This is a genomic window from Micromonospora sp. TSRI0369 (assembly GCF_001905625.1).
Classification (GTDB): domain Bacteria; phylum Actinomycetota; class Actinomycetes; order Mycobacteriales; family Micromonosporaceae; genus Micromonospora; species Micromonospora echinospora_A.
Genome location: NZ_LIVU01000004.1, coordinates 696,944 through 709,106, shown reverse-complemented (window position 1 = coordinate 709,106; position 12,163 = coordinate 696,944). Strand labels below are relative to the sequence as shown.

The window sequence follows — 12,163 nt, the reverse complement described above, 5'->3', positions numbered from 1 at the left end:
CCGGTCGGACCACCGGACAGGCGCACCGCCCCCGTCGGATGCCGTCACCGGCAACCCGCACCGAGTCTGTGTGCCGCCGCTATCGGATCGCTATCGCCTCGGCGCGGCGCTCGGTGATCGTCGGGCTACGCTGCTGCAAGGTTGATACGGCGGTCGGGGGAGCGCGGTGCGGTTCGGAATCTTGGGACCCCTGCGGGTCGGCGGCGGTGAAGCCACCGTAACCGCGGGTCGAGATCGAACCGTCCTGGCCATGTTTTTGCTGCGTCCGGGCCTGGTGGTGCCGACCGAGGACCTGATCGACGCCGTGTGGGAGGACCGTCCCCCGGCGACCGCGCGGACCCAGCTCCAGATCTGCGTGTCTCGACTGCGGCAGCGGTTCGCGGCGCTCGGCCTGCCCGCCGTGACCATCGTCACCGATCCGGCCGGCTACGGCATCCGGATCGAGCCGGGCGACCTCGACGCCGAGGTGTTCGCGAACAGTGTGGAGACGGCCCGCAGGAACGCCGGAGCGGGCCGGCTGACCGAGGCGCGTCAGCACTACCGGGACGCGCTGGCGCTGTGGCGTGGGCCGGCGCTGGCAGGCATCCCCGCCCGTAGCGTGCGACGGCGGGCGCAGGCGCTCGACGAGCAGCGGCTCGCCGTGCTGGAGGACTGCGTCGACATCGAGTTGCGGCTGCGCAGGGCGCCCGAGCTGGTCGACGAGCTCACCGAGGCGGTCGAGCGCGAGCCGTTGCGGGAACGGCTGCGGGGGCAGTTGATGCTGGCCCTGTCGGCGGTCGGCCGCCACGCGGACGCGCTGGCCGTCTACCGGGCGGGTCGGCGGATCTACGACGAGGAACTGGGCATCGAGCCCGGCACCGCGTTGCAGGAGCTGCACCAGCGGATACTCGCCGGTGATCTGGCGGTGGGCGGACCGGAGAACCGGGCCGTCGCGCCGGTGCGGGCGCTGCCGCGCGCGATCAGCGACTTCACCGGGCGGCAGCAGACGGTGGCCCGGCTGGTCCGGGAGGTCGAGGAGGGCAGCCGGGTCCAACTCGTCGACGGCATGGCGGGCAGCGGCAAGACCACGCTCGCCGTGCAGGTGGCGACCGCTGTGGCCGGCCAGTTTCCCGACGCGCAGCTCTTCATCGACCTGCACGGGCACAGTGACCGCAGCCCGCTGAGCACGACAGTGGCCGCCGCCAGCCTGCTCCGGCAGGTCGGCGTGCCGCCCGAACGGGTACCGGCCGACCCGACGGACCGGCTGGCGATGTGGCGCTCCGAGCTGGCCGGGCGGCGGGCCGTGGTGGTGCTCGACAACGCGGCCGACGCCGGCCAGGTCGCGCCGCTGCTGCCCAACGGCCCGGACTGCCTGGTGCTGATCACCAGCCGCCGTCGCCTGGTCGGCCTGGACTCGGGCCGCCCGTCCTCGCTGCCGGTCCTCGACGCCGACGAGGCGGTCGAACTGCTGGCCCGGGTGGCCGGCGAGCAGCGGGTCGCCGCCGAGCCCGAGGCGGCGATGGAGGTGGCCCGCCGCTGCGGACACCTTCCGCTGGCCCTGCGGCTGGCCGGGGCCCGGCTCGCGCACCGGCCGCGCTGGCGGGTCGCCGACCTGGCCGAGCGGCTGGCCGGCGCGTCCGACCCGCTGGCCGAGCTGGTCGCCGGAGAGCGGTCGGTGGCCCGCGCCTTCGCGTTGTCGTACGAGCAGGTGTCGCCGGTCGCGCAGCGGGTCTTCCGCCTGCTGGGCCTGTGCCCGGGGCGCAGCGTCGACAACCGGGTGCCGGCCGCGCTCGCCGACCTGCTGCTGCGACAGGCGCAGGACGCGCTCGACGAACTGGTCGACGCGCACCTCGTCGAGGAGGTGGAACCGGGCCGCTACCAGCTGCACGACCTGATCAGGGAGTACGCGCGCACGCTCGGCGCGGGACGCGAGACGGCCGACGAGCGGCGGGCCGCGGTGGGCCGCCTCATCGACTTCCATCTTCAGGTCACCGCGTCCATCGGGCGGTCGCTGGAGACGGGCGCCGAGCCGTCCCTGTTCGACCTGCCGGCGCCCACGCGGCCCGACCTGGTGGCAGCCACCGTCGGCCTCGGCCGAGCATGGTTGGAGAAGAACCGTTCGACCGTGACGGCGCTGGTCCGGCTGGCGGAGAGCGAGGGTTTTCTCCGGCAGAGCTGGCAGCTCGCCCGGGTCGCATGGGTCAGCAACTTCTACGGCGGTCGCCTCGACGACCTGATCGAGACGCATCAGGTCGGTCTGCGGGCCGCCGAGCGTCTGGGCGACGAGGAGGCCGTGGCGACGATGCTCAACTACCTCGCCTCGGCGGACTACCGCCGGGCGCGGTTCGCCGAGGCCATTCGGCGACTGGAGGCGGTGGTCGGCATCTACCGGAGGCTCGACCGGCCGGGCGAGCTGCGCAAGGTGCTGGGCAACCTGGGCACCGCGTACATGGTCGACGGGCAGCACCAGCGGGGTGTCGAGATCCTGACCGAGTCCGCGGCGATCGCCCGTCGGTCGGGCGAGTCGTCGTGGTTGGCCAACCTGCTGAACAACCTGTCGTACGCGCTGATCCTGTGCGGCCGGTACGACGAGGCCGTGCGGATGTGCCGTAACCAGATGGCCGTCGCGCGGCAGACCGGCGACCTGCGGCAGCTCGGCAACTCGATCGGGCACCTCAGCATGGCGCGGCACCGGCGCGGCGAGCACGGGCCCGCGCGCCGGCTCCTGCGCGTCGGCCTGGGCCTCAAGCGCCGGGTGGGCAACCGTTACGGCGAGGGCGAGCTGCTCAACGAGCTGGGCACGATGGAGCGCGAGGAGGGCCGGCCGGAGCTGGCCGCCTCGCTGCATCGGGACGCCCTCGTGGCCATGATCGATGCCGGGGACCTGGTCGGGCAGTGCGCCTCCCGGAACCTGCTGGCCCGGGCGATCTTCGACCAGGACGACGTGGCCAGCGCGCTGGACCTGCACCGCCGGGTGCTCGCCGACGCCGAGCGGATGGGCCTGCGCTACGAGCAGGCCCGCGCCCTGGACGGTCTCGCGCGATGCCTGCGCCACGACGACCCCGGCCAGGCGCGCCGGTACGCCGTGCGCGCGCTGGCGCTGTTCCGTCAGGTCGAGACGCCGGACCAGCGGGACACCGAGAAGCTGCTGGCCGAGCTGGGCTGAGGGGGCCGCCACTTTCCCTGCACACCGCCGGGAGGCGCGGCAGGATGGTAGGCGTGACGACTCCAGAGGCGACTGGCTACCGGATCGAACGTGACTCGATGGGCGAGGTGGAGGTGCCCGCCGAGGCGTTGTGGCGGGCACAGACCCAGCGCGCGGTGCAGAACTTCCCGATCTCCGGGCGCGGGCTGGAACCCGCCCAGATCAAGGCCCTGGCGCAGATCAAGGGGGCGGCGGCACTAATCAACGGTGAGCTGGGGGTGATCGACGCGGACGTGGCGCAGGCGATCGCCACCGCCGCCGCGCACGTCGCCGCGGGTGGCTACGACGACCAGTTCCCGGTGGACGTGTTCCAGACCGGCTCCGGCACGTCGTCCAACATGAACACCAACGAGGTGATCGCCACCCTCGCGAGCCGCGAGCTGGGCCGGGACGTGCACCCGAACGACCACGTCAACGCGTCGCAGTCCAGCAACGACGTCTTCCCCACCTCGATCCACCTGGCCGCCACGCAGTTCGTGGTGGAGGACCTGATCCCGTCGTTGAAGCAGCTCGCGGGCGCGCTGGAGGAGAAGGCGGCCGAGTTCGAGACGGTGGTCAAGGCCGGGCGTACCCACCTGATGGACGCCACCCCGGTCACGCTCGGGCAGGAGTTCGGCGGCTACGCCGCGCAGGTGCGCTACGGCGTCGAGCGGCTGGAGTCGGCGCTGCCCCGGCTGGCCGAGCTGCCGCTGGGCGGCACCGCCGTCGGCACCGGCATCAACACGCCGCTCGGCTTCGCCGATCGGGTGATCGCCAAGCTGCGGGAGTCGACCGGCCTGCCGCTTACCGAGGCGCGCAACCATTTCGAGGCGCAGGGCGCCCGGGACGCGCTGGTGGAGACCTCGGGCCAGCTCCGTACCGTCGCGGTCGGCCTCTACAAGATCGCCAACGACGTGCGCTGGATGGGTTCCGGCCCGCGCGCCGGCCTGCGTGAGCTGCGCATCCCCGACCTCCAGCCCGGGTCGTCGATCATGCCGGGCAAGGTGAACCCGGTGGTGGCCGAGGCGATGCGTCAGGTCTGCGCCCAGGTGATCGGCAACGACGCGGCGGTGGCGTTCGCCGGCTCGCAGGGCGACTTCGAGCTGAACGTGATGCTCCCGGTGATGGGCCGCAACCTGCTGGAGTCGATCAAACTGATCGCCGCGTCCAGCCGGCTGTTCGCCGAGCGGCTGGTGGCCGGCCTGGTCGCGGACGCCGAGGTCTGCCTGGCGTACGCGGAGGGCTCGCCGTCGATCGTCACCCCGCTCAACCGCCACCTCGGGTACGACGAGGCCGCCTCGATCGCAAAGGAGGCGCTGGCGAAGCAGGTCTCAATCCGCGAGGTGGTGATCTCCCGCGGTCACGTCGACTCGGGCAAGCTCACCGAGACCCAGCTGGACGAGGCGCTGGACCTGCTCCGGATGACCCACCCCTGAGGACGGCGCCGGTAATTGCCTCGACCCGTAACCGTGGGCGCGGCATGATCCGACAGTGCGTGACGACGGCGGAGTGCTGCTGGAGACCGCGCGGCTGACGCTGCGCCGGTTCACGACGAACGACGTGGACCGGCTGGTGGCGCTCGACGCCGACCCGGAGGTCATGCGCTTCCTGACCGGCGGTGTGCCGACCCCGGCCGCGACGTTCCGGGACGACGTGCTGCCCCGGCTGCTGGCGCAGTACGACAGGTTTCCCGGGCTCGGCCGCTGGGCGACCCTCGACCGGTTCACCGGCGAGTTCCTCGGCTGGCACTCGCTCGACCCGTCCGACGACGGCGCCGAGGCGGAGCTGGGCTACCGGCTGCGCCGCGCGACCTGGGGGCACGGGCTGGCCACCGAGGGCGCGCGGGCGCTGGTGCGGCACGCGTTCGACACTGTCGGCGTCCGCCGGGTGTGGGCCCAGACGATGGCGGTGAACGACCGCTCCCGCGCGGTGATGGCCCGCGCCGGGTTGCGCTACGTCCGCACGTTCCACCTCGCCTTCGACGACCCGATCCCTGGTACGGAGCACGGCGAGGTGGAGTACGAGCTGCGCCGCGACGCCTGGCCCGCTACTCGTCAGGACTGGGACGCTGCAGCCTTACGGGCCCGGTAGGCGCTCACCGCGGCCCGGTTGCCGCAGCCGGCGTCGCAGAACCGGCGGGACCGGTTCCGGGAAAGGTCGACCAGCACGTTGTCGCAGTCAGGGTGGTCGCAGTGCCGCAGCCGGCTCAGCTCGCCCATCCGGACGAGGTCGGCCATCGCCATCGCGGCCTCGACCGCCATCCGGGTCGCCAGCGGCGCGTCCCGGGGCACGGCGTGCAGGTGGTACGGCTCGTCGTCGTGCCGGACGAGTTGCGGCAGCGCGTGCGACTCGCGCAGCAGTCCGTTGACGATCGCCACCACCTCGTCGGTTTCGGCGTGCCAGATGCGGCGCAGCCGGGGCCGGAGCGCGCGGACCTGGCGCAGTTCGACGTCGGTGCGCTCGTGCCGGCCACTCCACCCGTAGGTGGTGAAGAAGTCGTCGAGAGCGGCCACGTCGGGCAGCCCTTCCCGGTCGCCGTCGGCGGTGTTCACCAGTGCGGCGGCACCGACCAGCGCGCATTCGGTGTCATGAGCAAAAAGCAACTTGACTCCTGTCGGAGGCTACGCCTAACGTCATCAGCATAACCGCCCTTCACTCATGACCAGGAGCTGCCGATGCGTGAACGGTCCAGCGTCGGGCTCGGCCTGGCACTGCTCTCCGCGATCACGTTCGCGACCTCGGGCACGTTCGCCCGTCCGTTGATCACCGGCGAGTGGTCGGCGGTCGCGGTGGTGATCGCCCGGGTCGGCATCGCCGCGCTGGTCCTCGCCGTGCCCGCCGTGCTGGCCCTGCGCGGCAAGTGGTCGGTGCTGCGGCGCAACGGCGTAACAGTGCTGCTGTTCGGGCTGCTCGGCGTCGCCACGGCGCAGGCGTGCTTCTTCAACGCGGTCCGCTACCTCCCGGTCGGCGTGGCGCTGCTGCTGGAATACCTCGGCATCGTGCTGGTGGTCGGATGGATGTGGCTCGTCCACGGGCAGCGCCCGCGAGCGCTGACGGTGGCCGGCTCGGTCACCGCCCTGTGCGGGCTGGCGCTCGTCCTCGACCTCACCGGTGCCGGCCGCCTGGACCCGGTGGGCGTGCTGTGGGGTCTCGGCGCGGGCGTCGGCCTGGCCGGCTACTTCGTCATCGCCGGGCGGCTCGACGCCGAACTGCCCTCGGTCGTGATGGCCAGTGGCGGCATGGCGGTCGGCGCGCTGGCGCTGCTCCTGCTCGGCGGCCTCGGAGCGCTGCCGCTCACCGCCGGCACCGCCGACGTCACCTTCGCCGGGCATCAGGTGAGCTGGCTGGTGCCGATCGCCGGGCTGTCGCTGATCGCCGCGGTGGTCGCGTACCTCGCCGGTGTCGCGGGCACGCGGCTGCTCGGGGCCCGGCTGTCCTCCTTCGTGGGGCTGACCGAGGTGATGTTCGCGGTGCTGATCGCCTGGCTGGTGCTCGACGAACTGCCCAGCCTGATCCAGTTGGCCGGCGGCGTGCTCATCCTCGGCGGTGTCGCCCTGGTCCGGGCGGACGAACTGCGGGGTTCACCACCGGCGTCGGTGACGGCACCGGCCGAGCCGGTACTGACCGGCGAGAGATGAGCGGGCCGCGCAGCGCCGTCGTCTTCGACGCCGACGAGACTCTCGTCGACCTGCGCCCGGCGGTCACCGGCGCGCTCGTCGCCGTACTCGAGGAGATGCGGCGGCGGACCCCGGCGGCGGCCGCGGTGTCGCTCGCGGACCTGGAGGGGGACTGGGGTGCGGTGTTCGGCGCGCTCAGCGCGGCCCCGGTGCAGGAGATTCGGCGAACCGCCCTGGCCCGCTCGCTGGCCCGGGCCGGGCTGGAGGCGGACCTGGACGAGTTCGCGGCGTTTTTCTTCGCCCGCCGGTACGCGCTGAGCCGGCCCTTCCCCGACGTGCTGCCCGCGCTGGCGGCGCTGCGCCCGCATCACCTGCTGGGCTTCGCCACGAACGGCAACAGCCGCGCCGAACGCTGCGGCCTCGCCGGGCAGTTCGCCTTCGAGCTGTACGCGCACGAGGACGGCCTGCCCAAGAAGCCGTCGCCGGAGTTCTTCGCGGCGGTGACGGCAGCCGCCGGACTGCCCGCCGCGCGCATCGTCCACGTGGGCGACTCGCCGGAGCACGACGTGGTTGCCGCCCAGCGGGCCGGGCTGCGTGCCGTATGGCTCAACCGGGGCGGACTTCCCCGGCCTCGGGGCCTCGAACCGGACGCCGAGGTGTCCACGCTGGCCGAACTGCCAACGACTCTCATCACCGTGATGAGCGCGAATGCCTAGTTGCATCCGATAACGGACGTCGATCTGGCGGAACCCGCTCCCGTGATGTGGGATGACACCACGTCCCTCAACGAGAGGATCTGATGTGGTGAGCAAGCGCTTCACCGTCGGCGCGGTCGCGGCTGCGGCCTCGCTGGCACTCACGGTGACCGGCCTGGGGATCCCGGCGAACGCCGCGCCGTCGGACACCCGGACCTTCACCGTGCTGGCCGAGAGCGGCGTGTCCACCGACGCCGCGATCGCCGCGATCGCCGCCGCCGGCGGCACTGTCGTCGCCCGCACCGACGACGTCGGCCTCTTCCAGGTCAGAAGCGACCGGGCGGACTTCGCCAGCCGGGCCACCGCCGCCGGTGCCCTGGTCGGCGCGGCCGAGGAGAAGGCGATCGGCCGCAAGCCGAAGCTGGACCGGGTCGAGCAGGAGAACCTGCTGGCCGCCGCGGCGACCAAGGGCAAGGTCGCCAAGGGCAAGGCCAAGAAGATGGACCCGCTCGACGACAAGCTCTGGGGTCTGGACATGATCCGGGCCGACGAGGCCCGCAAGATCGAGCCGGGTGACCGCCGGGTCACCGTCGGCGTGCTGGACACCGGCGTCGACGCCAGCCACCCCGACCTGGCGCCGAACTTCAACTGGGCGCTGTCGCGCAACTTCGCCCCGGACATCCCCGAGGTCGACGGCCCGTGCGAGGTGGCGAGCTGCGTCGACCCGGTCGGCACCGACGACGGCGGGCACGGCACGCACGTGGCCGGCACCATCGGCGCCGCCGCCAACGGCTTCGGCCTCTCCGGCGTGGCGCCGAAGATCTCGCTCGTCGAGCTGAAGGGTGGCCAGGACAGCGGCTACTTCTTCCTCAACCCCGTGGTGAACGCCCTGGTGCACGCGGGCCGCTCCGGGCTGGACGTGGTGAACATGTCCTTCTACGTCGACCCGTGGCTCTACAACTGCACCGCCAACCCGGCCGACTCGCCGGAGGCGCAGGCCGAGCAGCGCACCGTCATCGAGGCCATGAAGCGGGCGCTCAACTTCGCGCACCGCAAGGGCGTCACGCTGGTCGGCTCGCTCGGCAACAACCACGAGGACCTGGGCGCGCCGCGCACCGACGTGAGCAGCCCGGACTACGGCGCCGACCCGTACCCGCGCCCGATCGACAACGCGACCTGCTGGGACCTGCCGGTCGAGGGCCCGCACGTGATCGGTGTGTCGTCGGTCGGCCCGTCCGGCAAGAAGGCCGACTACTCGAACTACGGCACCGAGCAGATCTCGGTGGCGGCTCCGGGTGGCTGGTTCCGCGACGGCTTCGGCACCGACACCTACCGCACCGACGCCAACATGATCCTCTCCACGTACCCGAAGAAGGTGCTCCAGGAGGAGGGGTCGGTCGACGAGAACGGCAACATCGTCGCCGGCTTCGAGAACTCGGTGTTCAAGCAGTGCACCACCAAGGGTGAGTGTGGCTACTACACCTACCTGCAGGGCACCTCGATGGCGTCCCCGCACGTCTCGGGCGTGGCGGCGCTGATCGTCAGCAAGCACGGCAAGAAGGAGGGCCGCAACGGCTACGGCATGGCGCCGAACCTGGTCGAGCAGCACCTCTACCGGACGGCGGCCGAGCACGCCTGCCCGGAGCCGCGGCTGCAGAGCTACACCAACGAGGGCCGGAGCGCCGAGTTCGACGCGTACTGCGCGGGCTCGCTGAACTTCAACGGCTTCTACGGCTACGGCATCGTCGACGCCTACGCCGCGGTGAAGACCCCGCTCAAGCCCAACGTGCGACCGTAACAATCGTTTCCCCGAGGTGGCGGCGTCCGGATCACCCGGACGCCGCCACCTTGGCGTTCCGGCCCATGTCACGGGCGCCACCCCCGGGCCACCAGTGCGGCGCGGATCTCCCGCACCAGAGCGGGGAACTCCTTGCGCAGACGGCGACCGGTCACGTGCAGCACCAGCCAGCCGGCCTCGACGAGCTGGTTGAGCCGCCGCCGGTCGAGGTGCATCCGGTCCGAGTCGGAGTGCCACTGACCGTCGTACTCGACCGCAACCCGGAACTCCGGCCAGGCCAGATCGGGGTGCAGGATCAGGCCGGTCGACACGCGCACCGGATGCTGGGCCACCGGACGCGGCAGGCCGGCGAAGACGAGGCGTACCCGCAGGTGGGACTCGGGCGGGGACTGGGCAAGCCCGTCGGTCAGGCCGAACACCCACGCCGCCCGCCGCCCACCGGGGCGACAGGCGTTCCGGGCCGCCTCGCTCGCGAGTGCCGACCGGTTCACCGAACCGGTACGCAGCAGCCCGTCGATGATGCCGACCGCCTTCACGGGATCGGCCCAGACCGCTGTCTCCCAGGCACAGGCGGCCGGCTCGGTGCGTCGCGGCGGCCCGGACAGGATCATTACCGCGCCGGGGGACGACTCTGCGAACGGGTTCGATGCGGCGGTTGCGTTCTGCGGGTCGGCCGGGCCGGGCGGTCCGGGCCGGCTGCGGGAGCCGGCCGGATTCGGTGATCTGGTCCGGCCCGGTGTGCCCGGAAGGCAGTCCGCCGCCTGGGGTGCCGCGACGGGCGACTCGGTGCCTGCGGGCGTCATGTCTGCGGGTGGGTTCGTGCCGAAGGTCGACCTCGTGCCGGCTTGGCTCATGCCGGCGGGCGAGTTCATGCCTGCGGGTGGGCTCGTCCCGACGGGTTGGCTCGTGCCGACGGGTTGGCTCGTGCCGACAGGTGGGCTCGTGTCAGCGGGTTGGCTCGTGCCGACGGGTGGGCTCGTTCGCGCGGGTGCGGCGTTGCCGACGGGGACCAGGAGGCCGCTGCGTGTGCTCGACATCGGAGCGTGGTGCACCCGGACACCCGGTTGGGAGTCGGCCCGGACCGTGGCCGGCAGCAGGACGTGCACGTCGTCGGTGAAGTCGGCGGCGTGCTCGACTCCGTGCAGGTAGGCCGCCGAAGGGCCGGCGATCGCCGCGCCGGGTGGCATGCGCAGCAGCGCCGCGCGGCAGGCCAGCGCGTGGTCGCGATCGAGCCGCGCGTCGGCGTAGACGTCCTGCCGGAGGCGGATCCAGGATGCGCCTCGCAGATGGTGCCGGGACAGCAGTCCGCGCCGGATGGCTTCCGAGCCCCGGAAGACCTGCCAGGCCAACTCCGGTGGTCGATGAGGATGAGGTGGCATGTCACGAGCGTGGCGGCGCGCGGATCGAGATCGATACCCCTGTGGACAGCCGCGGCCGTTCCGCCCGCCGAGCCCTGTGGACAACCCCCGCAGGGCCTTGCCCGCGTGCTATAGCCCTTCGGCCCGTGCATGATCCACTCCACCACGGGGAGGTGGTGGTATCCGGGCCGCTTGATGCAGCCACTTCGCCGAGCTGGCGTGAGGTGTGCGGAGGGACGTTTCGATCGCGCCGGCGCGGCCACTTCGGTCTGATGGCGTGAGGGTGTGTGTGGAGTGGTTGGCTTGGGTGCGCTGATGTGACCCCCCTCGGCGTAGTGGCGTGAGGGTGGGCTGGACCGCGTGGTGTCCGGGGTGTTGAGCTGGCTTGATCGGCTTCACTTCGGGGAGGTGGTGGTATCCAGGCCGCTTGATGCAGCCACTTCGCCGAGCTGGCGTGAGGGTGTGTGGAGGAGGGTGGGTTCGGGTGCGCTGATGTGGCCACTTCGGCGTAGTGGCGTGAGGTTCTGGGGTGGGCTGGGTCGTGAGGGCGTCCGGGGTGTTGAGCTGCCTTGATCCACCCCACTTCGGGGAGGTGGCTGTGTCCGGGCCACTTGATGCAGCCGTTTCGGCGAGCTGGCGTGCGGGTGTGTGGAGGAGGGCGGGTTCGGGGTACTGATGTAGCCACCTCGGCGTAGTGGCGCGACGGCCCTGGGGTGGGCTGGGCCGTGTGGCCGCACGGTGTTCTGAGCGGCTTGATCGACTTCACTTCGGGGAGGTGGCGGGGTCCGGGGCGTGTTGATGCAGCCACTTCGCCGAGCTGGCGTAAGGGCGTGCGGGGCTCAGGAGAGCGCTGCGGCGACCGCCTCGGCGGCGGCCGTCACCTGGGCGCCGACGTCCGCCACGTCGAGCGGGGTCAGCGACACCACCCCGACGCTGCCCTCCAGGCCGGGCACGCCGAGCACCGGCGCCGCCACCCCGTACGCGCCTGATTGAAGCTCGCCGCTGGTGCTCACCGGCCCCGGAACACCGGCCCGCCCGGCCAGCACCGCCCGGCCGGCGGCGCCCCGCTCCAGCGGGTGCCGGGTGCCGGTGCGGTACGCCACGTGGAACGACGTCCAGCTCGGCTCGACCACCGCCAGCGCCACCCCCTCGCCGCCCTCGACCACTGTGAGGTGGGCGGTCGCGCCGGTGCCTTCGGCGAGCCGGCGCAGGGCGGGCAGCGCCCCCTCGGCCAGCAGCGGCTGGGCCCGGCGGGCCAGGTGCAGCACGCCCACGCCGATCCGCAGGCGGCCCTCGCCGTCGCGCCGGAGCATCCCGTGGCCGGTCAGCGCGCCGACCAGCCGGTAGACGGCCGCCCGGCCGATGCCCAGCCGGTGCGCCGCCTCGGTGACCGTCAGGCCGCCCGGCGCGTCCGCGACCAGGTGCAGCAGCCGCAGACCCCGGTCCAGGGTCTGTGCCGTCTCTCCCGTGCGCGCCGCCGTGTCCACAGCACGCAGCGTACGACCCGGCTCCGGCCAACCTCGAAATGTGCG

At 72.5% G+C, this 12,163-nt stretch carries 9 protein-coding genes; 6 read left to right on the top strand and 3 right to left on the bottom strand.

Going from position 1 to position 12,163, the window contains the following annotated elements; translation table 11 throughout:
* Positions 1-166 precede the first annotated feature (166 nt).
* Genes AMK25_RS16230 through AMK25_RS16220 form a run of 3 tightly spaced genes read left to right on the top strand, consistent with a single transcriptional unit; the run spans position 167 to position 5,254 of the window.
* Positions 167-3,145 carry an AfsR/SARP family transcriptional regulator gene (locus AMK25_RS16230; protein WP_073829182.1) on the top strand — a complete coding sequence of 993 codons (2,979 nt, stop codon included), beginning with the start codon at positions 167-169 and terminating at the stop codon, positions 3,143-3,145.
* A gap of 44 nt (positions 3,146-3,189) precedes the next feature.
* Positions 3,190-4,599, top strand: a complete 1,410-nt coding sequence (locus AMK25_RS16225; RefSeq protein ID WP_198937527.1) for a class II fumarate hydratase — start codon at positions 3,190-3,192, stop codon at positions 4,597-4,599.
* A gap of 55 nt (positions 4,600-4,654) precedes the next feature.
* On the top strand, positions 4,655-5,254 hold the full coding sequence (locus AMK25_RS16220; protein WP_073829180.1) for a GNAT family N-acetyltransferase: 600 nt from the start codon (positions 4,655-4,657) through the stop codon (positions 5,252-5,254).
* Here AMK25_RS16220 and AMK25_RS16215 read toward each other — a convergent pair.
* Positions 5,218-5,766 (bottom strand): CGNR zinc finger domain-containing protein, encoded by a 549-nt coding sequence (locus tag AMK25_RS16215; protein ID WP_073829179.1) that lies wholly within the window; start codon positions 5,764-5,766, stop codon positions 5,218-5,220. The genes AMK25_RS16220 and AMK25_RS16215 overlap by 37 nt on opposite strands.
* 72 nt (positions 5,767-5,838) lie before the next feature.
* Between AMK25_RS16215 and AMK25_RS16210 the strand changes: the two genes are divergently transcribed.
* The 3 genes from AMK25_RS16210 to AMK25_RS16200 all read left to right on the top strand — a co-directional run bounded on the left by AMK25_RS16210 (position 5,839) and on the right by AMK25_RS16200 (position 9,273).
* Positions 5,839-6,801 carry an EamA family transporter gene (locus AMK25_RS16210; protein WP_073829178.1) on the top strand — a complete coding sequence of 321 codons (963 nt, stop codon included), beginning with the start codon at positions 5,839-5,841 and terminating at the stop codon, positions 6,799-6,801.
* Positions 6,798-7,496: an HAD family hydrolase gene (locus AMK25_RS16205; protein WP_073829177.1), complete on the top strand. Its 699-nt coding sequence runs from the start codon at positions 6,798-6,800 to the stop codon at positions 7,494-7,496. Before AMK25_RS16210 ends, AMK25_RS16205 begins: the two co-directional genes overlap by 4 nt.
* Before the next feature lie 88 nt (positions 7,497-7,584).
* Positions 7,585-9,273, top strand: a complete 1,689-nt coding sequence (locus AMK25_RS16200; protein WP_073829358.1) for a S8 family serine peptidase — start codon at positions 7,585-7,587, stop codon at positions 9,271-9,273.
* 68 nt (positions 9,274-9,341) lie between these two features.
* Here AMK25_RS16200 and AMK25_RS31940 read toward each other — a convergent pair whose 3' ends face one another.
* Together AMK25_RS31940 and AMK25_RS16190 are read right to left on the bottom strand one after the other, a co-directional pair.
* Positions 9,342-10,652 (bottom strand): hypothetical protein, encoded by a 1,311-nt coding sequence (locus tag AMK25_RS31940; RefSeq protein WP_073829176.1) that lies wholly within the window; start codon positions 10,650-10,652, stop codon positions 9,342-9,344.
* A gap of 818 nt (positions 10,653-11,470) precedes the next feature.
* Positions 11,471-12,118 carry an IclR family transcriptional regulator gene (locus tag AMK25_RS16190; protein ID WP_073829175.1) on the bottom strand — a complete coding sequence of 216 codons (648 nt, stop codon included), beginning with the start codon at positions 12,116-12,118 and terminating at the stop codon, positions 11,471-11,473.
* Between the last annotated feature and the right edge of the window lie 45 nt (positions 12,119-12,163).